This window comes from Mycobacterium neumannii (assembly GCF_048452905.1).
GTDB lineage: Bacteria > Actinomycetota > Actinomycetes > Mycobacteriales > Mycobacteriaceae > Mycobacterium > Mycobacterium neumannii_B.
This window is the reverse complement of the sequence record NZ_JBCGVF010000004.1, coordinates 24,487-45,729: the sequence shown is the minus strand read 5'-3', so window position 1 is coordinate 45,729 and position 21,243 is coordinate 24,487. Positions and strand designations below refer to the sequence as shown.

Genomic DNA, 21,243 nt, shown 5'->3' with positions numbered 1-21,243 from the left:
GGATGGTGGCCGCTCGGTGTCACAGGCCGATGCTCCGGTAGCGCTGCAGCCGCGTCCGCAGCCGTTCCTCTCCGGGAACCGACCGCAGCGAGTGCAGTTCGTTGGCGACGACGGCCGACAGCCGCCGCGTGAACTGCATGGGTTCGTCGGCGGCATCGGGGTTTTCGGGGACGATCACGTCGACGATGCCGTTGCGCAGCAGGTCTGCTGACCGAATGCCTTGGGCCGCAGCCAGTTCCGGGGCATGGTCGAGGTCCCGGAACACGATCGCACTGGCTCCTTCAGGCGGAAGCGGGGCCAGCCAGCCGTGCAGCGCCGCCAACACCCGGTCGGCGGGCACCATTGCCAGCGCGGGCCCGCCGCTGCCCTGACCCAGCAGCACCGACACCGTCGGCGTGTCCAGGATGACCAGTTCGGCCAGGCAGCGCGCGATCTCGCCGGCCAGCCCGCCTTGCTCGGCCTCGACGGTCAATGCGGGCCCGGCCGTGTCAATCACGAGGACCAGCGGCAGTTGCAGACCTTCGGCCAGCGCCATGCCCCGACGCGCCTCAAGAAGCGCTGCAGGCCCGACCATCCCGCCGACCACGCGTTGTTGTCCGAGCACCACCGCCGGTTGCCCGCCGAACCGCGCCAGCGCCAACAGCGTCGTCGCCGCCTCACCCTGTCCGGTGCCCGACAACAGCACCCGCTCGGTCGTTCCGTGCCGCAGCAGATACCCCACACCGGGCCGGTCCGGGCGCCGCGAGGCCTCTACGGATTCCCACGCCGACACGTCGGGCAACGGCCCGAGTTCGGGTGCGGACGGCGGCGAGCCCGGTGGATCGGCGACCACCGTCAGCGTCCGGTCCAACGTGGTGCGCAGCGCCTCGAGCGGGACCACCCCGTCGATGACGCCGTGGCGGTGCAGGTTCTCGGCGGTCTGAATGCCCTCGGGAAACGGTTCACCGTAGAGGTGTTCGTACACCCGCGGACCGAGGAAGCCGATCAGCGCGCCGGGCTCGGCGCCGGTCACATGGCCCAGCGATCCCCACGACGCGAACACCCCGCCGGTCGTGGGATGCCGCAGGTACACCAGATAGAGCAGATGCGCGCGTTTGTGCAGTTCGAAGGCCGCGGCGATCTTGACCATCTGCAGGAACGCGACCGTGCCCTCCTGCATCCGGGTGCCACCCGAACTGGGCGACGCCAGCAGCGGCAGCTGTTCTGTCGTCGCCCGTTGCACCGCAGCGGTGATCCGCTCGGCCGCCGCCACCCCTATCGAGCCCGCCAGGAAGTCGAATTCGCACAGCACCAGCGCGACGCGGCGACCGAAGACCGTCCCCTCGCCGGTCACCACCGACTCGTCCAAGCCCGTCTTGGCGGCCGCGGCGGTCAGCGCCCGCTGATAGTCCTCGCCGGCCCCGACGTCCAGTGGAGGGCCGTCCCAGCTGCGGAACGACCCGGGGTCAAGCACGGCATCGCGCACCTCGAGGGCACCGATCCGGCTCATCAGATGAGCCTATATACGCTTGCCCCATGATTGGTGTGACCCGCGACGGCCACGTGATGACCCTGGAGATGCAGCGCGCCGAGCGCCGCAACGCGCTCAACGCCGAACTCGTCGACGGGCTTCGCGAAGCGATCGAGAAGGCCGGCGCCGAGGACGTCCGCGCGATCGTGCTGACCGGGCAGGGCCACGTCTTCAGCTCCGGCGCCGATCTCTCCGGCGGCCAGGGGGTCGCCGACGAACTGCCCGATAAGGCGCGGGCGCTCAACCTGGCCATCGACGCGGCGCCGGTGCCGGTCATCGGCGCCATCAACGGACCCGCGATCGGCGCCGGGGTCATCCTGTCCATGATCTGCGACCTGCGGGTCGTCGCTCCCGAGGCGTACTTCCAGTTTCCCGTCGCGAAATACGGGATAGCGCTGGACAACTGGAGCATCCGGCGGTTGACGTCGCTGGTTGGGGCTGGCAGGGCGCGCGGCATGCTGATGGCGGCCGAGCGGCTCACCGCCGACGTCGCACTGCAGACCGGGATGGCCAACCGCATCGGCACGCTGCAAGACGCGCAGGCTTGGGCACAGGAGATCGCGGGCTTCGCGCCGCTGGCCCTGCAGCACGCCAAGCGGGTGCTCAACGACGATGGCGCCTACGAGGAGCCGTGGCCGGCGCACAAGGATCTGTTCGATCGGGCGTGGGCGAGCCAGGACATCATCGAGGCGCAGGTGGCCCGCATCGAGAAGCGACCCCCGAGGTTCAAGGGGGCCTGATGATCCGGTCGGCGCTGCGCATCGGCTTCGGCACGGCCTCACTGTTGGCCGGCGGTTGGCTTCTGCGCGCTCTGCAGGGTGCACCCGCGGCACTGGGCGCGTCGCCCACGGAGATCGGACGCGTCGCGCGACGCTCCCCGAACTACCGCGACGGGGTGTTCGTCAACCTCGAGCCGGCGTCGATGATGAGCATCGACGCCGAACAGCAGCGGCTGCTGGTGCGCGAGTTGATCGGGTCACGCGGCGTCGCCCGACCGGACGGCCCGATTCCGGTCGTCACACCGTCACCCACCGAACCCGACTGCACACCGGTGTCGACGTGCTGGTTCGGGCACTCGTCGGCGCTCGTCGAACTCGACGGCTACCGCGTGCTGGCCGACCCGGTGTGGAGCCGCCGGTGCTCACCGTCCCAAACGGTCGGTCCGGAGCGGATGCACGAGGTGCCCGCTCCGCTCGAGGCGCTGGCCGCCGTCGACGCGATCATAGTCAGCCACGACCACTACGACCACCTCGACATGGACACGATCGTCGGCCTCGTTCACACCCAGCGGGCGCCGTTCGTCGTTCCGCTCGGCATCGGCGCGCACCTGCGCAAATGGGGGATACCGGAGAGCCGGATCGTCGAACTCGACTGGAACGAGAGCCACACGATCGGCGAGCTCACTTTGGTGTGCACGCCGGCGCGGCACTTCTCCGGTCGACTGATGTCGCGCAACACCACGCTGTGGGCGTCGTGGGTGATCATCGGGCCCCGTCACCGTGCGTTCTTCGGCGGTGACACCGGATACACCAAGAGCTTCGCCCAGATCGGCATGGACCACGGGCCGTTCGACCTGACGCTGCTGCCCGTCGGTGCCTACCACCCAGCGTGGCCGGACATCCACATGAACCCCGAAGAGGCGGTCAAGGCGCACCTCGACGTCGCCGAAGCCGACCGGGGGCTGCTGGTACCGATCCATTGGGCCACCTTCCGGCTCGCGCCCCACCCGTGGGCCGAACCGGTCGAGCGGCTGCTGCGGGCAGCCGACGCGGAGAAGGTGCAGATAGCGGTGCCCAAACCGGGGCAGCGGGTCCGGTTGGACGCGACACCGCCGCTCGACCCGTGGTGGCGGTTCTAGCCCCGCCTTCCAGCGCATACTTTTTGCCGACGCGCTCGCGGTTCGAGTACCCCAACAGTGCGCTCGTCGGGTTACCGTTCAGCTCATGAAAGCACTGGCCAGGGTGGCTGTCGTCGGGTTGCTGCTCGTTGCGGGCTGCGGCGCCGACCGCCCAGAACCCGCCCCGCCGTCCCCGTCGGGCGCGCAGGGCGCGCAGGCCGACGTCCCGCCCCCACTGGTGCCCGCGATGCCCCTGCCGGAGAACGCGGTCGACAACGCGGTGGCCGAACTCGACGGCATGGCCGAGGACCTGATGCGCAAGTCGGGAATCCCGGGTATGGCTGTGGCCGTCGTGCACGGCGGAAAGACCGTGTACGCCAAGGGGTTCGGCGTCAAGGACGCCACCAAACCGGAGGAGGAGGAGGAGAACCGCGTCGACCCCGACACGGTGTTCCAACTCGCCTCGGTGTCGAAGTCTCTTGCGGCGACCGTGGTCGCCCACCAGGTCGGTGTCGGCGCCGTCAGCTGGGACACCCCGATCGTGTCCGAGCTGCCCTGGTTCGCGCTGTCCAATCCCGTGGTCACCTCGATGGTCACCGTCGGGGACATGATGTCGCACCGTTCCGGGTTGCCCGACCACGCCGGCGACATGCTCGAGGACCTCGGATACGACCGCAGGCAGGTGCTGGACCGGATGCGCCAGCTTCCGCTGGACCCGTTCCGGATCTCGTACGCGTACACGAACTTCGGGTACACCGCGGGCGCCGAGGCGGTCGCGGTCGGCGCGGGCAAGCCGTGGGAGGTGTTGGCCGACGAGGTGCTGTTCCGTCCACTGGGTATGGGGCAGTCCAGCTACCGGTTCACCGACTATCGCGCGCGACCCAACCGCGCGGCCGGCCACATCCATATGGACGGGCGCTACGAACCGGCCTTCGTCCGTGACGCCGACCCGGAAGCACCGGCGGGCGGGGCGAGTTCGTCGGTCAACGACATGACCCGATGGCTGGCCATGGTGCTGGCCAACGGAAGCCATGACGGCAAACAGATCGTCGCCCCGAAGGCTCTGCTGCCTGCCCTCACACCGCAGATCGTGTCGAGCCCGGCGAGCGAGCCCGCGGCCCGGTCGGGCTTCTACGGGTTCGGTTTCAACGTCAGCTCGACCTCGGCGGCACGCATGGAGCTGAGCCATTCGGGCGCCTTCGAATTGGGCACCGGAACGACCTTCCTGATCCTGCCGTCGGCCGACGTCGCGATCGTCGCGCTCACCAACGCCACCCCATCGGGTGTGTCGGAGGCACTGACCGCGCAGTTCGCCGACCTGGTGCAGTTCGGCGAGGTGCGCGAGGACTGGTACGGCCTTTACAACGCGGCGTTCGCCGACATGGAGAAGCCGGTCGGGTCCCTGGTCGGCAAGCAGCCGCCGTCCAATCCTGTACCCGCTGCGCCGCTCGCGTCGTACGTCGGCACCTACCGCAACGACTACTGGGGGCCTGCCCGGATCACCGAACGCGACGGCGAGCTGCGGTTGGCACTGGGCTCCAAGCTCGATGTGCCGCTCAAACACTGGGACGCCAACACCTTCACGTTCTCCTTCATCACCGAGAACGCACCGCCGGGAACGGTTTCCACCGCGGTGTTCGATGGGGTCGATCGTGACAAGCTCACGCTGGAGTATTTCGACACGTTCAAGAAGGGCACGTTCGTCAAGTGACCGCCGCACCGGAGATCCAGGCCACCGGGCTGACCGAAGCCGAGGTCGCGCAACGCATCGCCGAAGGCAAGACCAACGACGTCCCGACACGGGCGGCGCGCAGCGTGTCCGACATCGTGCGGGCCAACGTGTTCACCCGCATCAACGCGATCCTCGGGGTGCTGCTGATCATCGTGCTGTCCACCGGCTCGATCATCAACGGCGCCTTCGGGTTACTCATCATCGCCAACAGCGGCATCGGCATCATCCAGGAGCTGCGGGCCAAGCGGACGCTGGACAAGCTCGCGATCGTCGGTCAGACGAAACCGTTGGTGCGCAGGCAGACCGGCGCCGGATCGGCTGCCCAACAGCTCAGCCCCAGCGACATCGTCCTCGACGACATCATCGAACTCGGACCCGGCGACCAGATCGTGGTCGACGGCGAGGTGCTCGAGGAGGCCAACCTCGAAGTTGACGAATCGCTGCTCACCGGGGAAGCCGATCCGATCGCGAAAGACGCAGGCGACCGGGTAATGTCGGGTAGCTTCGTCGTCGCGGGCACCGGCGCCTACCGCGCCACCAAGGTCGGTAGGGAGGCGTACGCGGCCAAACTCGCAGAGGAGGCCAGCAAGTTCACACTGGTGAACTCCGAACTGCGCAGCGGCATCAACAAGATCCTGCAGTTCATCACATACCTGTTGATTCCCGCCGGGCTGCTGACCATCTACACCCAGCTGTTCACCACGGAGTCCGGATGGAAGCGGTCGGTGCTGGCGATGGTCGGCGCGCTGGTGCCGATGGTGCCCGAGGGCCTCGTATTGATGACGTCGATCGCGTTTGCCGTCGGCGTGATTCGGCTGGGCCGCAGACAGTGCCTGGTCAACGAACTACCCGCGATCGAAGGCCTAGCGCGCGTGGACGTCGTCTGCGCCGACAAGACCGGCACGTTGACCGAGAACGGTATGCGCGTCTCGGATCTCGAGCAGCTCGACGAGGCTGGGCCCACGCGCGAGCTGGGGAACGTCGGAAACATCCTCGCACAGCTCGCCGCCGACGACGCCCGCCCCAACGCGAGCATGCAGGCCATCGCCGAGGCGTACAAAATGCCGCCCGGCTGGACAGCGACGGCCACCGCGCCGTTCAAGTCAGCCACCAAGTGGAGCGGCGCGTCCTATGGGGAGCACGGCAACTGGGTGATCGGCGCCCCTGACGTGCTGTGCGCACCGGGCTCGCCGATCGCCGAACAGGCCGAACGGATCGGCTCCTCCGGCCTGCGGGTGCTGTTGCTCGGGGCCAGCGACCTGCCCGTCGACCACCCCGACGCCCCCGGCTGCGTGACCCCGGCCGCGCTCGTCGTCCTCGAGCAGCGCGTGCGGCCCGACGCGCACGAGACCCTCGATTACTTTGCCTCCCAGAAGGTCTCGATCAAGGTCATCTCCGGAGACAACGCGGTGTCCGTGGGCGCGGTCGCGGGATCGCTGGGCCTGCACGGCGAGTGCATGGATGCCAGGAACCTGCCGGAGGCCACCGACGCGCTGGCCGACGCGCTCGAATCGCACACCACCTTCGGCCGAGTCCGCCCCGACCAGAAGCGAGCGATGGTGCACGCCCTGCAGTCCCGGGGGCACACGGTCGCGATGACCGGTGACGGGGTCAACGACGTACTCGCGCTCAAGGATGCCGACATCGGTGTCGCGATGGGGTCGGGAAGCTCGGCGTCGCGCGCCGTGGCTCAAATCGTATTGTTGGACAACAAGTTTGCGACGCTGCCGTATGTCGTCGGCGAAGGTCGCCGTGTGATCGGCAACATCGAACGCGTCTCGAACCTGTTTCTGACCAAGACCGTGTACTCGGTGCTGTTGGCGACGTTCGTCGGCCTGGCCGGTCTGGCGTCGAAGTTCTTCGGCACCGATCCGCTGCTGTTCCCGTTTCAGCCGATCCACGTCACGATCGCGGCGTGGTTCACGATCGGCATCCCGGCGTTCATCCTGTCGCTGGCCCCGAACAAGGAGCGCGCCCATCCGGGGTTCGTGCGGCGGGTGATGACGGCGGCCCTGCCGTCGGGTCTGGTCATCGGCGTCGCGACGTTCACCTCGTATCTGGCCGCATATCAGGGTCGCGAGGCCACGGCCGTCGAGCAGACCCAGGCGTCGACCGCGGCGCTGATCACCTTGCTGGTCGGGGCAATCTGGGTGTTGGCAGTGGTGGCGCGGCCCTACGAGTGGTGGCGGGTCGCGTTGGTCGCCCTCTCCGGCCTGGCCTATGTCGTGATCTTCTCCATACCGCTGGCGCAGGAGTTGTTCATGCTCGACATCTCCAACGTCAAGACGACGTCGATCGCGTTGGCCATCGGCGTGGTCACGGCCGCCGCGATCGAGGTGATCTGGTGGGTGCAGGGCGCAGTACTGGGAGAGCGGCGTCGGCTCTGGCGCGCCGAGTAGCCTTGGACGCATGGCATTTCTCGACAAGGTGAAGAATCTGCTGGCCCGCAACGCCGACAAGGTGGACACCGCGATCGACAAGGCCGGTGACATCGTCGACCGCAAGACGCAGGGCAAATACGCTCAGCACGTCGACAAGGTCCAGGACGCGGCGCGCAACTACGTCAACAAGGACAACCCGTCGGCGCAGGGCGCACCGCAGCAGCCGCCCCAGGCTCCGCCGCAGCAGCATCAGGCGCCCCAGGCCCCGCCGCAGCAGCAGCCACCGCAGGCTCCGCCCCAGCAGAGCTGACACATGGCCAAACTCTCGGTATCCGTCGACGTACCCCTGCCGCCGGAGCAGGCCTGGTCGTGCGCATCCGACCTCGCCCGCTACAAGGAGTGGCTGAGCATCCACCGGGTATGGCGCAGCAAGTTGCCCGAAACGCTGGAGAAGGGCACGACGCTCGAGTCGATCGTCGAGGTCAAGGGCATGCCGAACCGGATCAAGTGGACCATCGTGCACTACCGTCCGCCGGAGTCGATGACGCTCAACGGCGACGGCAAGGGCGGCGTCAAGGTCAAGCTGATAGGCAAGGTGCGCCCTGCCCAGAAGGACCCCGCCGGATCGACGGTCACGTTCGACGTGCATCTCGGCGGTCCCGCGCTGTTCGGCCCCATCGGCATGGTGGTCGCCGGAGCGCTCAAGGGCGACATCCAGGAGTCACTGCACCGGTTCAAGTCGGTGTTCGCGCCGGCCCAGTAGGCGGGTTTTGACGCGTCAGAGTGAGCCGCCGGCGAGGGCGTACTCGCCGAACGGCCCGGCCGATGCCCCCCGGCCGAGGCGGCGCTTCTCGAGGCTGCCGTCGAGGAAAAGGGTGGCCCTGGCGCCGACGAGGTGAAGTACCGCCAGAACTCCGGCGGTCAGGGCAACGGTCGAATGCCCGATGAGGAACGCGGCGAAGCAAACGGTCGAGGCGAACAACGCCGCCGCATGCAGAAGCAGCGCCAGCGTGGCCAGCCCGTCGGAGGCAGGCGACCCGTCGGCGGTCGGCATGTGGTTGGTCATTGTCATCCTTCGCAAAGAGCAACCCGCTTCATATCCCTGCGGAATCAGCACCAAACCAGGATGACCTGTGACACCAGACACATGCGTCACCGCGGCACTGATCGCACCCGGTCGCGCAGCTCCCGCTTGAGCACCTTGCCGTAGCTGTTCTTCGGCAGTTCGTCGATGAACTCGTAGCGTTTCGGGCGCTTGAACCGGGCGATGCGGTCGAGCAGATGCGCATCCAACTCGCCGGCCGACGCCGACCCGACGATGAACGCCACCACCACCTCGCCCCACTCCTCGTCCGGCGCGCCGACCACGCCGGCCTCGACGACACCGGGATGTTCGAGCAGCACCTCTTCGACCTCGCGGGGGTAAATGTTGCTGCCGCCGCTGATCACGACGTCCTTGGACCGATCCCGCAACGTGAGCAAGCCGCGGTCGTCGAACGAACCCATGTCGCCGGTGTGCAGCCAGCCGTTCTGCAGCGTCGCGGCGGTCGCCTGCGGGTTCTGCCAGTAGCCCGACATGACAACATCGCCGCGGCACACGATCTCGCCGATCTCGCCGACCTCGGCGGGTGTCCCGTCGGCCCTGCGCACCGCCACGTCCACCCCGGACCGGGCGTAGCCGACCGATCCCAGAACCGCATCGTCGGCCCATTCCTCTCCGTCGACGTGATCGCTCTGGCGCAGCCCGGTGATGGTCATCGGCGCCTCCCCCTGGCCGTACAGCTGCACGAAGACCGGGCCGAACGCGGCCATCGCCTTCTTCAGACTCTCGACGTACATCGGGCCACCGCCGTAGACGATGGTTCGCAGGTTGTCCGGGCGGGCGCGGCCGGTCTGCACCAGGCGCTGGACCATGGTGGGCGCGAGGAATGCGCTGCAGCCGGGATGGCGCTCGCACAGGTCGAGGAACTCGTTCGGCTCGAACGCCCCGGACTCGGGGATCACCTGGCGCGCCGCGCGCAGCACGTACGGCGGAATGTAGAGCCCCGAGCCGTGCGACATCGGCGCGCCGTGCACCAGGGTGCAGTTGTCGTCGGGGGAGTCGAAGTCGGCCAGGTGTGACACCGTCATCGCCATCAGGTTGCGGTGCGACAGCATCGCGCCCTTGGACTTCCCGGTTGTGCCGCTGGTGTAGAACAGCCAGGCCAGGGTCTCGGGATCGGTGGTCGGCGGTTCAGAAAGCCCTGCGCTGAACCAGGTTTCGTAACCGTCGGTGCCGACGATCGCTATCGGGACCCCCGTTTCCGGTGCGAGCGCTGACGCGATCTTGGACGAGGCGAACACCTGCCCGGCGCCGGAATCCTCGAGAATCTGCACCATCTCCCGCGGGTGCAGCTTGTAGTTGATGGGAACGTACACACATTCGGCCGCCCACACCCCGAACATCAGCTCGATGATCTCCGGACAGTTCTCGCTGGCGACGGCGATCCTCTGGCCGGGTGTGCGCAGCATGGTGGCCAACCGCAGGGACCGTTCCCGCAGCTGTGCCCACGTTTGGTGTTGGCGCTCACCTTGATACACCGCACCTCGGTCACCGAAGCGGCTGGCGGCCTGATCGAGCAGCGCGAACAGGTTCACTGCCGGGCCACCCACTCGGAGGTCAGCGCGAAGTCCGACAAGTACTTCGTCGAACTCCAGCCGCCGTCGACGACGATCGTCTGGCCGTTGATGAAGCTCGCACCCTCCGAGCACAGGAACGCCACGGTGCTGGCGATGTCGTTCACCTCACCCAACCGCGGGTACGGGGTCATCTCGGTGTTGATCTTGCGGAACCGCTCGTCTTCGAGGCGTGTCGCCACCATCGGTGTCAGCGTAACCCCGGGAGCCACTGCGTTACAACGGATTCCCAGCGGGCCGTACTGGCATGCGATGTGCTGGGTCAGCGAGGTCAAGCCGCCCTTGGCCGCTGAGTACGCACCACCGCGAAGGCCGCCGACGACGGCGAACGTCGATGTCACGTTGACGATCCCCGAGCCGGACTCCATGTGTTCGATCACGTCGCGGGCCAACCGGAACGGTGCCCGCAGCATCAATCCCAGGAAGTAGTCCAGGGATTCGTCGTCGGTTTCGTGCAACGGCTTGGGGCTTCCGACGCCGGCGTTGTTGACCAGGAAGTCGATGCGGCCCCAACGGTCCAGCGCGGCTTGCACGATCGTCTGTGGCGCCTCGTCGGCGGTGAGGTCGACGGCGACCGTTGCGACGCGGTCGGTGTCACCGATCGCCTTCTCCAGCCCGGCGAGCCGGGTGTCGTCGCGGCCGGTGCCGAGCACCGCCATGCCCGCCTCGGCCAGTTTGGTCGCGCAACCGAATCCGATGCCGCTGCTCGCCCCGGTCACGATCGCTACCTGAACCATTTTTGCTCCTCGTGTCCGCGGTCATGTCAGGGCCGCTCGTATCCGATGCTTCAACACTTTTCCGGCGTCGTTCTTGGGCAACGCCTCCCACACCACCACCTGCTCGGGTGCTTTGAAGCGGGCCACGCCGTGCTCCTCCAGAAGCGTGCGCATGCCCGCCACGTCGGGAGTCGGCTGATCGGTCGCGACGACGACGGCACACGCCCGCTCGCCGGTGCGCTCGTCGGGTATGCCGACGACAGCGATCTCTGCGACGCCGGGATGGCCGATGAGAATGTCCTCGATTTCCTTGGGCGAGATGTTCTCTCCGTTGCGGATGATGATGTCCTTGGCGCGACCGGTGACGACGAGAAAGCCGTCGTCGACCCACCGACCGAGGTCACCGGTGCGGAAGTAGCCGTCGCCGTCGAACGCGTCGGTTTCGTCTTCGGGATGCAGGTAGCCCACGAGCATCTGCGGCCCGCGAGCGCGGATCTCGCCGTCCGTTAATTCGATGTCTGCGATACCCGGCCTGCCGTCGGTGTCGGCGGCGTGCTCGGCGTCGTCGAGTGAGCCGACCGTGGTCACCGGGACCTCGGTCGAACCGTAAACGCGGGACACCGCCGCCTTCTCGAAATAGGCGGTGGCGCTTCGGATCAGCGACGGCGGGACCGACGCGCCACCGCAGATGAACACCTTCAGCTCCGGTAGTCGTGTTCCGGCCCGCTCGGCGGCGGCGAGTAACCCGTCGAGGAAAGGCGTGGCCCCCGCCATGTGCGTGACCCGCTCGTCGAGCATCAACGTCACCGCTGCATCCGGATCCCAGCGCTGCATCAGCACCGCGGTGCTGCCCAGTAGGAGGGGGCACTCGAACGCATAGATCGACCCGCCGATGTGCGCGATCGGGGACGGTACGAGGAACGTGTCGCCCGCCGCGACGCGCCAGTGCTCGCCGATCTGGCGGATCAGCGCGTGGATCGAGTTGTGGTTGTGCAGCACGCCTTTCGGCCGGCCGGTGGTCCCCGACGTGTAGAGGATCATGCGCACAGTGTCGGCGTTCAACACCGGCAGGACGCCCGTGCCCCCGCCAGCAAAGAGGGTTTCGAACGGTGTGTGGTCGCCCGCGTCGCCTCGCACGACGACGACTTCGGGCGGGGCGGACATCGCGCCGGTGAGCCGGTCGAGCATCGCGACATAGTCGAATTTGTTGAACACGGATGGCACAAAGATCGCCCGGACGTCCGCATCGTGCAGGATGAACGTCAGCTCGTGGTCCCGTAGCGAGGGCAGGATCGGGTTGACCACCATGCCCGCCAATGTCGCCCCGTGGTAGATGACCGCGGCCTCGTGCCAGTTCGGCAGCATGAACGACACCACGCTGCCGGCGGGCATGCGGGACATCAACGTGTGCGCCAGCGCCACTGCGCGGTCATACAGCTCACGACACGTGAGCCGGATGTCACCGTCCACCAACACGGTCCGGTCGGGAGTCGAGGTGGCCGCGTCGCGCAGCGCCTCGGCCAGCGTGTCGTGCACCCACAGGCCGCGCCGGTAGGCGTCGGCGCTGCGCTTCTCGTCGACACGCACCGCCCGGCCTAACCCTTGATCCGGCGCATCGTCATCGAGTGCCGGTACCGCGACGACGGATGGGTGTTGATGGTCACCTGCGCGACCTCGCCGTCGGAGGTGGTGTAGGCGCGGCGCATCTCCAGAGCGGCGCTGCCCGCATCGACCTTGAGCGCCTTGGCGAGATCCGGCGACGCGGTGATGGCCGCCATCTCCTGGTGCACCTCGACGATGCTGACCCCGAACAGGTCCTCGATCAGCGGGAAGATCGGTCCCGAATGGCGTTGCAACAGACGGCCAACCGCCGCGAACGCCCGATTGATGTAGTACTCGGTGGTGCAGACGGGTGTGTCGCTGCCCTCGTTCTGTCGGCATCCGCGGACCGCCAGCCATTGCGTACCTGCCTCCAACCCTGTGCGGTCGGCCAGTTCGTCGTCGACGGTGACCATCGCGTTGGACTCGATCGTGAGCTGGGCGCCGGCGGCGAACGCCAGCAGGTCGTCGATCGAAACGACGTCTTGCGCATATGAATTGGATGCGGGACGAGGGACCACCAGGGTGCCTGCCCGTGGCCGCGACGCGATCAGGTTGTCCTCCCGCAGCCGGCGCAGCGCCTCGCGGACGGTGTAGCGGCTGACCGCGAAGCGTTCGCACAGTTGCTGTTCGGTCGGCAGCTGTGAGCCGACGGGGTAGATCCCGTCGACGATCTCCTTACGCAGGGTGCGCGCCACCTGCAGGTAGCGATGGTCCGTGGGGCTGACGGTCATGTCCGCCGCAGCGCAAGCACGCTGCCCTCGCCGTCGGCCGACACGTACAAGGTGCCGTCACGGCCGACGGTGATACCCGCGAACGGCCCCTGCGGTCCGGAGAACGGCGGCATCCCCTTGAGCGGCTTGGGCTCCACACCCGGCGGCGGCCCCACCGGCAGATCCGAGGCGATCGTGGTGCGCACGTTGGTGTTCAGGTTCACCGCGAGCACCTCCTTGGCGCCCGCGTCGACGATATAGAGCGCACCGTCGACGACCGCGATGCCTTGCGGGCGCGACAGACCGTCGACCACGGTTTCCGTCGTATCGCCGACCGCGATCACCCGTCCCGCCCCGGACTCCGCGACCAGCGGCCTACCGTCATCGTCGAATGCGACGCCGACCGGATCCCGCAGATCCGAGGCCAGCACCTCGGCGCTGCCCGACGCCAGCGCATGCACCCGCCCCGCGCCGAGCTCGGTGAACACAATCCGCTCACCCGGCCCGACGGCCACTCCGTAGAGCTGGTCGAAACCGTCTGCCAGGTGCTCGGTTTCGCCGTCGGCGGGGCGGTACCGAGCGATCTGGCCACCCGAGGTGGCCACCACGAACGCATTGCCTGCAACCGGTGCCAGCCCGCGGAGGAAGCCCGGGTACCCGGGGGAGAACAGCATGCCGACGGTCTGCAGCGATCCGTCATCGCCGACGGCGTAGAAGTAGGTGCCGTCAGCAACGTAGAGCCGGCCGTCCTCGCCCACCGCCAGATCGAGCGGCCAGTTCAACCCGCCGCCGAGCAGCGTGCGGGTTTCGCCAACGCCGACAATCTCGGTGATCTCACCGGTGAAGTTCGAGACGAACAGGCGGTCCCCGACGAAGGTCAGGTTGTCCAATCCCGGGTTGAGCTGAGCCAGAAGGGTTTTCTCGCCGCTTCGCGGATCGATACGCAGCACCTGGCCGCTGGCCACCTGCGTCGAGACCAGATTGCCCTGCGGGTCGAACTTCACCGCGTCGGGCACACCGAGGTCGGCGGCCACCCGTTGCGGCTCACTGTGCTTGTCTAAGGTGGGGTCTACTCGCCAGATCTCATTGGCCGTCATCAGCGGGTAGTACAGAAAACCGTCCGGGCCGACTTCCATGGCGTTCGGTGAAGGCAGGCCCTCCAACAGGATCCGCTCGGCGCCCGAGGCGCGGTCGAGCTCCATCAGCCGCCCGCCGTCGCGGCACTCGTTGACGAACAAGCGATCCTGGTGCACGGTGATGCCGTTCGCGGACGGCAGGTCGTCGCGCAGCACTCGCGTGCGGCCCGCGGCGTCGCGCACGCTGACCCGTCCGTCCATCACCTCGGTTGCGAACAGGTTGCCGTCGCTGTCGAAGGCGACGTCGTCGGGGCCGATGATGTCACCGCCCTTGGCGCTGACCGTCTCCAGATTCCCCGTGGCCAGGTCCAGCGCGCTGATCTGGCTGCCCGTCACCTGGGCGACGTAGACGCGGCCGTCCGGGCCGGTGCGCAGACCGTTCGCACCGAACAGCCGGCTCGGGGCGGTGATCCGCTCGAGACGCCACCCGCCCGCCGCGGTCGGATTTCCGCCCGGATAGCGAGACTGCTGCAGGGATCCCGTCGCCGATTGCGTCATGACCTGGCACGTTAGCAACTCCGCTTAGTCCAGACAATAGGCCGCGAAAGAGCTTGTTACGCCCTTGACGGGCCGATTAGCGCTGGGGAATAGTGTTCTGCAACATGGAGAGCAACACTCGTTGTCCGGACAAATAGCATGGACGACCTTTTGAGGCTGGACGGCCGGATCGTCGTGGTGTCCGGTGCGGGCGGCGGCGGAATCGGCACCACCGTGACCCGGATGGCGGCCGAGGCCGGTGCCACGGTGGTGGCCGTCAGCCGGTCCAAAGCGAACCTCGACGAACACATCGGCCCACTGGCCGATCAGGGCCTGCCCGTCGTTGCGGTGTCGGCCGACGCCTCAACCGACGAGGGCATCGCCACCGTGATGGAGCAGGTCCGGCGAACCGAGGGCGATCTCTACGGCTTGGTGAACATCGCGGGCGGTGCCGCACCGTCGACGTGGATGCCGTCGACCCGGGTGACGCGCGCGGACTGGCGGGAGTTGTTCACCGCGAACCTCGAGACGGCGTTCTTCATGAGCCAGGCCATATGCGGAGAACTCCGTGCCCACGGCCTGAAGGGTTCGGTTGTCTCCGTGTCGTCGATCAGCGGGATGAACACCGCGCCGTTCCACATCGCCTACGGCACGGCGAAGGCGGCGGTGGTCGCGATGACGCGCACCATGGCCGCCGAGTTGGCCCACGACGACATCCGCGTCAACGCGGTGGCGCCCGGGGTGACCGAGACCGCCGCGTCGCGCACCTACGTCGACGTCGATCCGGACCGGGACCGGCGCGCGATCGCGATGGGCAGGCGGGGTCGGCCCGAAGAGCAGGCGGGGGCGATCCTGTTTCTGCTGTCGGACCTGTCGAGCTACATCACCGGGCAGACGCTTCTCGTCGACGGTGGACTCAACCTGAAGTGGACGCACCTCGGTGCCGACAACACGTCGCTGTTCCTCAAAGACGAAACCTTCCGCGCAGAGATCAGTCGGTTCTAAGGAGTTTGAGATGACCGATACGCAGCCCAGGATTGAAGCGCCAGAAGAACTCTGCGAACCGATGACGATCCCGGTGGAAGCGTACGTCTCAGAGGAGTATGCGCGCGCCGAGCGGGACAAGTTGTGGCGCAAGGTGTGGCAGCAGGTCGGCCGCGTCGAGGAGCTTCCCGAGGTCGGCAGCTACCTGACCTACGACGTCCTCGACGACTCGATCATCATTGTACGAACGGGCGCGAACACCTTCGCTGCGCACCACAACGTGTGCATGCACCGCGGCCGCCGCCTCGTCGACACCCCCGACGGCGACAAGAACGCCGTCGGCCGTGCCCGCAAGTCGTTCGTCTGCGGATTCCACGGCTGGACATACGGACTCGACGGTGCCTGCACCCACATTCGTGAACAGGATGACTGGAACGGCGCGCTCACCCCGCAGAACACCCGCCTCGTCCCCGTTCAGGTCGACACGTGGGGCGGCTGGCTGTTCATCAACATGGACCCCGACTGCGAACCCCTTGCCGACTACCTGTTCCCGGCCGCCAAGATCCTCGACCCGTTCGGGCTGGAGAACATGCGCTACAAGTGGCGCAAATGGCTGTATTTCGACTGCAATTGGAAGGTCGCGCTCGAGGCCTTCAACGAGACCTACCACGTGTTCACCACCCATCCGGAGTTCAACAAGTTCGGCGAGTTCAAGGGTTGGGCCAAGGCGCAGGGCAGGCACAGCAACATCGGATACGACGCGCCGAAAGACATGGAGGCCACCAAGTCCAAGATCCGGTTGGGCACCGGTGACGATCCCCGTGTCTCCACCGCGGAGATGCAGATGTACACGTGGGAGCAGACCAACGCCACCACCACCGAGACGCTGGTAAACGCGGCCAAGAGACTGGTCGACGAGCTGCCCGAGGGCACACCTCCGGACAAGGTTCTCGAGCACTGGTTGACGTCGGCCAGGCGTGACGACGAGGCCCGCGGCGTCGTGTGGCCGACCATTCCGCCCGACATTCTCGGACAGGCGGGCACGGCGTGGCAGATCTTCCCGAACTTCCAGGTCGGCCAAGGCCTGACCACCGCGCTGTGCTACAGCGCCAGGCCGCATCCGAGCTACGATCCGAACAAGTGCATCTTCGAAGTGGCGACCTTGGAGCTGTTCCCGAAGGGCCAAGAGCCGCAGACGCATTGGGAGTACACACCCAAGGACAGCCCGAACTGGCTGTCCGTACTTCCCCAGGATTTCTCGAACATGGCCGCGGTGCAGCAGGGGATGAAGTCGCTGGGCTTCCCCGGCACCAGGCCCAACCCGTACCGCGAACGCAGCACCGTGAACCTTCACTATCAGTTGTCCAAGTACATGGGCACCGGCGAACCGAAAGAGCTCTGAGCTATGACAATGTCCGACACCTGCGGGCCCACGGAGACGCCCGACGACATCGACATCGATGCGCTGCGGGAGAAGTACGCCCAGGAGCGGGCGAAAAGGCTTCGGCCCGAGGGCTCCAAGCAGTACGTCGAGTTGAGCGACGATTTTGCCGGCTACTACGAGGTCGACCCCTACACGCCGGTGGCGCCGCGTGACCCGATCGTCGAGGACATCGACGTCGCGGTGCTCGGCGGCGGCTTCGGTGGTCTGCTGTCGGCGGCGCATCTGAAGAAGGCCGGCGTCGAGGACGTCCGGATCATCGAGCTGGGCGGCGACTTCGGCGGGGTCTGGTACTGGAACCGGTATCCGGGCATCCAGTGCGACAACGAGTCCTATTGCTACATCCCGCTTCTGGAAGAGCTCGACTACATCCCTAGCAAGAAGTTCGCCGACGGACCCGAGATCTACGAGCACTGCAGGCGCATCGGTAAGCACTTCGGCCTCTACGACTCGGCGATCTTCTCCACCCAGGTGCGCGATATGCGCTGGGACGAGGAGATCAAACGGTGGCGCCTGGCCACCAACCGCGGCGACGACATCCGCGCACGGTTCGTGGTGTTGGCGTCGGGGCCGTTCCACCGACCGAAGCTGCCAGGCATCCCGGGCATGAAGGAATTCAAGGGCCACAGCTTCCACTCCTCGCGGTGGGACTACGACTACACCGGCGGTGACTACACCGGCGGCATGGACAAGCTCGCCGACAAGCGCGTCGCGATCATCGGCACCGGCGCCACCAGCATTCAGGTGGTGCCGTTTTTGGCCCGAGATGCCAAGCACCTGTATGTCGTTCAGCGCACCCCCTCGACGGTCGACGCGCGCAACAACACCCCGACCAACCCCGATTGGGTTAAGACGCTCCAGCCCGGCTGGCAGAAGGAACGCCAGCGCAACTTCCACTCGTGGACGTTCGAGGGGATGGCCCCCGGGCAGCCGGATCTGGTGTGCGACTTCTGGACCGAACTCGGCCGCAACACCGCCGCGCGGGTGCTCTCGCTCGAGGACCCGTCGACGCTGACGCCCGAGCAGTTCATGGCGATCCGCGAGGAAGAGGACTACAAGATCATGGAGCGGCTGCGCCGCCGGATCGCCGGGACCGTCGACGACCCCGATACGGCAGAGGCGCTCAAGCCCTACTACCGCTTCCTGTGCAAGCGTCCGCTGTCCAACGACGACTACCTGCCCACCTTCAACCGGCCCAACGTGACGCTGGTCGACGTTTCCGACACCAAAGGGGTCGAGCGGATCACCGAGAAGGGCTTCGTCGCCAACGGCCAGGAGTACGAGGTCGACTGCATCATCTACGCCAGCGGCTTCGAGATCACGACCGAGATCAGCAGGCGCTACTCGATCGACGCGATCGAAGGCCGCGACGGTCTGTCGCTCTACGACTATTGGCACGACGGCTACAAGACGCTGCACGGCATGACCAGCCGCGGCTTCCCAAACCAGTTCTTCACCGGCTTCACCCAGGTCGGAATCTCGGCCAACATCGCGGCCAACTACGAACTGCAGGGTGAGCACATCGCCTACATCGTCGCCGAGGCGTTGAAGCGGGGCGCGACGGTCGTCGAGCCGACCGACGATGCGCAGGAGCAGTGGTGCCAGACCATCCGCGAATCCGCGGTCGACAACTCGGCTTTCGACGCATCCTGCACTCCGGGTTATTACAACAACGAGGGCGGCGGTGGTGGGGAGGGCATCCGCTCACACCTCGGCGAGCCCTACGGCCCGGGCTTCTACGCGTTCGGCGATCTGCTCAAAGAGTGGCGCGACAAGGGCGACCTCGATGGCCTGGTACTCGAGAAGTAGCGATTTGTGTGCGTTTAGGAGCGGTGAGCGCTCCTCATCGCACACAGATCGCAGGTACGTCGATGGGTGAGTTGCGCTTCGACGGTCAGGTGGCCGTCGTGACCGGCGGCGGCAGAGGGCTGGGCCGCGAGTACGCCATGCTGCTCGCCCAGCGCGGCGCCAAGGTCGTCGTCAACGATCCGGGCGGGAGCCTCGCCGGTGACGACTACGATCCCGTCCACCCGCCGTCTGAGGCGCCCGGCCCCGCCGAGGAAGTGGTGCGCGAGATCACCGCTGCCGGAGGCGAAGCCACGGCGAACACCGATTCGGTGGCCACCCCGGCCGGCGGCAAGGCGATCGTGCAATCGGCTCTCGACCGCTACGGGCGCATCGACGTCCTGATCCACAACGCGGGCATCGTGCGCCGAGCCCCACTCGCAGAGATGACGTACGACGACTTCGAGGTGGTGCTCGACGTCCACCTTCGCGGCGCGTTTCACGTGGTGCGCCCGGCGTTTCCGTCGATGTGCGACGCCGGTTACGGCCGCATCGTGCTGACGTCCTCAATCGGTGGCCTGTACGGCAATCACGGCGTCGCCAACTACGCGGTGGCCAAGGCGGGCGTGATCGGACTGTCCAACGTGGCGGCCATGGAGGGCGCCGCGCACGGCGTCAAGAGCAACGTGATCGTGCCCGCCGCGGTGACACGGATGGCCGAGGGCATCGATACGTCGGCGTACCCGCCGATGGGCGCGGAGCTGGTCGCACCGGCGGTGGGATGGCTGGCACACGAATCATGTTCGATCACCGGCGAAGCGCTGATCGCGCTGGCCGGCCGGATCGCGCGGGCCGTACTCGCGGAGACCCCCGGCGTCTACCGGCCGTCGTGGTCGATCGAGGAGGTCGGCGCGCAGATCGCCGCGATCCGCGACCTGTCCGAACCCGTGGTGTTCCCTGTGGTGCCCGACGGGCACAACGACCACATCAAGTACAGCTTCGCGATGGCTCAAAAGGGCGGTGTCCATGCCTAGCGGGCCGCTGACCGGCGTGCGCGTCGTCGACCTCACCGCGATGGTGATGGGGCCGTACTGCACCCAGATCATGGCGGACATGGGCGCAGACGTCATCAAAGTCGAACCGCCGCAGGGTGATAACACCCGCTTCATCTCCGTTGGCCCCTCGCCGGGGATGAGTGGGGTGTTCGTCAACGTCAACCGTGGTAAGCGCAGCGTGGTGCTTGACCTGCAGACCGAACCCGGAAAGGCGGCGATGCGGGCGCTCATCGAGCGCTCCGACGTGTTCATCCACTCCATGCGCGCCAAGGCAGTCGCCAAGCTGGGCTTCGGCTACGACGACGTCGCGGCCGTCAACCCCGCGATCATCTACACCAACTGCTACGGCTACGGCCGCCGCGGGCCCGACCGCGACCGTCCCGCCTACGACGACACCATCCAGGCAGAGGTCGGATTGCCCGCGGTACAACAGCAATTGACCGGTGAGGCCGATTTCGTCGGCACGATCATGGCCGACAAGGTCGGCGGGCTAACGGCCCTCTACGCGACGATGATGGCGTTGTTTCATCGCGAGCGGACCGGGGAGGGGCAAGAGGTCGAGGTCGCCATGTTCGAGACGATGGCGTCGTTCATGCTGGTCGAACATGCCAACGGCGCCATGTTCGACCCCCCACTGGGGCCCGCGGTGTACCCGCGCACGGTCGCGCCCAACCGCAGGCCGTACCGCACCAGCGACGGTTACATCGCCGCGCTGATCTACAACGACAAACACTGGAACGCGTTCATCAGCGCGGTGCGTCCAGCGTGGAACGACGAGTCCTACGCCACCCTCGAGAAGCGTGCGCACAACATCGATGTCGTCTACGGGCTGCTGGCCGAGACCATGAAGGAGCGCACCACCGCCGAATGGCTGGACCTGTTCCGAAAACTCGAGATTCCCGCCGCGCCGCTGAACACCCCCGACGCGCTCTTCGATAACGAACACCTGAACGCGGTCGGACTCTTCGAGACCGTTGAGACCGCGGACGGACCGGTGCGCTTTCCTGGTGTGCCGACGTGGTTCTCGCGCACACCCGGCAAGGTCGCGGGCCCCGCCCCGACGCTGGGCGCCGACACCGATGACGTGCTCGCGGAACTCGGGCTCATCGACTCCGCCGAGACTGCGGTTTCTGACGAAAGCGGGGCGGATTTCGTCAAAAACCGTAGCGTCGGCGCCTCGGAGGTGGGGTAGGCGTGGATT

General features: G+C 67.1%; 18 protein-coding genes. 11 read left to right on the top strand and 7 right to left on the bottom strand.

The genetic code is table 11. The features are described from left to right. Window positions 1-19: 19 nt before the first annotated feature. Window positions 20-1,489 (bottom strand): carboxyl transferase domain-containing protein, encoded by a 1,470-nt coding sequence (locus AAHH99_RS16535; RefSeq protein ID WP_418769697.1) that lies wholly within the window; start codon window positions 1,487-1,489, stop codon window positions 20-22. Between the two features lie 26 nt (window positions 1,490-1,515). Here AAHH99_RS16535 and AAHH99_RS16530 point away from each other — a divergent pair, with 26 nt between their 5' ends. The 6 genes from AAHH99_RS16530 to AAHH99_RS16505 all read left to right on the top strand — a co-directional run bounded on the left by AAHH99_RS16530 (window position 1,516) and on the right by AAHH99_RS16505 (window position 8,223). Further along, window positions 1,516-2,250 carry an enoyl-CoA hydratase gene (locus AAHH99_RS16530; RefSeq protein ID WP_066807767.1) on the top strand — a complete coding sequence of 245 codons (735 nt, stop codon included), beginning with the start codon at window positions 1,516-1,518 and terminating at the stop codon, window positions 2,248-2,250. Continuing rightward, window positions 2,250-3,368 carry an MBL fold metallo-hydrolase gene (locus AAHH99_RS16525; protein WP_418769696.1) on the top strand — a complete coding sequence of 373 codons (1,119 nt, stop codon included), beginning with the start codon at window positions 2,250-2,252 and terminating at the stop codon, window positions 3,366-3,368. Before AAHH99_RS16530 ends, AAHH99_RS16525 begins: the two co-directional genes overlap by 1 nt. An 85-nt stretch (window positions 3,369-3,453) precedes the next feature. Continuing rightward, window positions 3,454-5,058, top strand: a complete 1,605-nt coding sequence (locus AAHH99_RS16520) for a serine hydrolase (protein ID WP_418769695.1) — start codon at window positions 3,454-3,456, stop codon at window positions 5,056-5,058. Window positions 5,059-5,072: 14 nt separating this feature from the next. Then, window positions 5,073-7,478 carry a cation-translocating P-type ATPase gene (locus tag AAHH99_RS16515; RefSeq protein ID WP_418769739.1) on the top strand — a complete coding sequence of 802 codons (2,406 nt, stop codon included), beginning with the start codon at window positions 5,073-5,075 and terminating at the stop codon, window positions 7,476-7,478. Between the two features lie 10 nt (window positions 7,479-7,488). Continuing rightward, window positions 7,489-7,770: an antitoxin gene (locus AAHH99_RS16510; protein WP_066807773.1), complete on the top strand. Its 282-nt coding sequence runs from the start codon at window positions 7,489-7,491 to the stop codon at window positions 7,768-7,770. 3 nt (window positions 7,771-7,773) lie between these two features. Beyond that, entirely contained in the window at window positions 7,774-8,223 is a 450-nt protein-coding gene (locus AAHH99_RS16505; protein WP_418769694.1) for an SRPBCC family protein, read from the top strand. A gap of 15 nt (window positions 8,224-8,238) precedes the next feature. On the opposite strand, the gene AAHH99_RS16500 is transcribed toward AAHH99_RS16505, so the two are convergent. From AAHH99_RS16500 to AAHH99_RS16475, 6 genes are all read right to left on the bottom strand, one after another. Continuing rightward, complete coding sequence (locus AAHH99_RS16500) at window positions 8,239-8,526, bottom strand: hypothetical protein (RefSeq protein ID WP_418769693.1); 288 nt, start codon at window positions 8,524-8,526, stop codon at window positions 8,239-8,241. Window positions 8,527-8,612: 86 nt separating this feature from the next. Next, window positions 8,613-10,097, bottom strand: coding sequence for an acyl-CoA synthetase (locus AAHH99_RS16495; RefSeq protein WP_418769692.1), 1,485 nt, complete (start codon window positions 10,095-10,097; stop codon window positions 8,613-8,615). Beyond that, window positions 10,094-10,873, bottom strand: a complete 780-nt coding sequence (locus tag AAHH99_RS16490; protein ID WP_418769691.1) for an SDR family NAD(P)-dependent oxidoreductase — start codon at window positions 10,871-10,873, stop codon at window positions 10,094-10,096. The genes AAHH99_RS16495 and AAHH99_RS16490 overlap by 4 nt, the downstream gene beginning before the upstream one ends. 21 nt (window positions 10,874-10,894) lie before the next feature. Continuing rightward, on the bottom strand, window positions 10,895-12,439 hold the full coding sequence (locus AAHH99_RS16485) for an AMP-binding protein (RefSeq protein ID WP_418769690.1): 1,545 nt from the start codon (window positions 12,437-12,439) through the stop codon (window positions 10,895-10,897). Window positions 12,440-12,447: 8 nt separating this feature from the next. Then, entirely contained in the window at window positions 12,448-13,185 is a 738-nt protein-coding gene (locus AAHH99_RS16480; protein WP_418769689.1) for a GntR family transcriptional regulator, read from the bottom strand. Continuing rightward, window positions 13,182-14,798, bottom strand: a complete 1,617-nt coding sequence (locus tag AAHH99_RS16475; RefSeq protein ID WP_418769688.1) for an SMP-30/gluconolactonase/LRE family protein — start codon at window positions 14,796-14,798, stop codon at window positions 13,182-13,184. Before AAHH99_RS16475 ends, AAHH99_RS16480 begins: the two co-directional genes overlap by 4 nt. A gap of 138 nt (window positions 14,799-14,936) precedes the next feature. Here AAHH99_RS16475 and AAHH99_RS16470 point away from each other — a divergent pair, with 138 nt between their 5' ends. The 5 genes from AAHH99_RS16470 to AAHH99_RS16450 all read left to right on the top strand — a co-directional run bounded on the left by AAHH99_RS16470 (window position 14,937) and on the right by AAHH99_RS16450 (window position 21,234). Beyond that, window positions 14,937-15,782 carry an SDR family NAD(P)-dependent oxidoreductase gene (locus AAHH99_RS16470; protein ID WP_418769687.1) on the top strand — a complete coding sequence of 282 codons (846 nt, stop codon included), beginning with the start codon at window positions 14,937-14,939 and terminating at the stop codon, window positions 15,780-15,782. A 10-nt stretch (window positions 15,783-15,792) separates the two neighbouring features. Next, the gene (locus tag AAHH99_RS16465; RefSeq protein ID WP_418769686.1) at window positions 15,793-17,163 is read left to right on the top strand and encodes an aromatic ring-hydroxylating oxygenase subunit alpha; all 1,371 of its coding nucleotides are present in this window, start codon (window positions 15,793-15,795) and stop codon (window positions 17,161-17,163) included. Window positions 17,164-17,166: 3 nt separating this feature from the next. After that, on the top strand, window positions 17,167-19,011 hold the full coding sequence (locus AAHH99_RS16460; RefSeq protein WP_418769685.1) for a flavin-containing monooxygenase: 1,845 nt from the start codon (window positions 17,167-17,169) through the stop codon (window positions 19,009-19,011). Window positions 19,012-19,073: 62 nt separating this feature from the next. Beyond that, window positions 19,074-20,021 (top strand): SDR family NAD(P)-dependent oxidoreductase, encoded by a 948-nt coding sequence (locus AAHH99_RS16455; protein ID WP_418769684.1) that lies wholly within the window; start codon window positions 19,074-19,076, stop codon window positions 20,019-20,021. A gap of 7 nt (window positions 20,022-20,028) precedes the next feature. Then, the gene (locus tag AAHH99_RS16450) at window positions 20,029-21,234 is read left to right on the top strand and encodes a CaiB/BaiF CoA transferase family protein (RefSeq protein ID WP_418769738.1); all 1,206 of its coding nucleotides are present in this window, start codon (window positions 20,029-20,031) and stop codon (window positions 21,232-21,234) included. Window positions 21,235-21,243 lie beyond the last annotated feature (9 nt).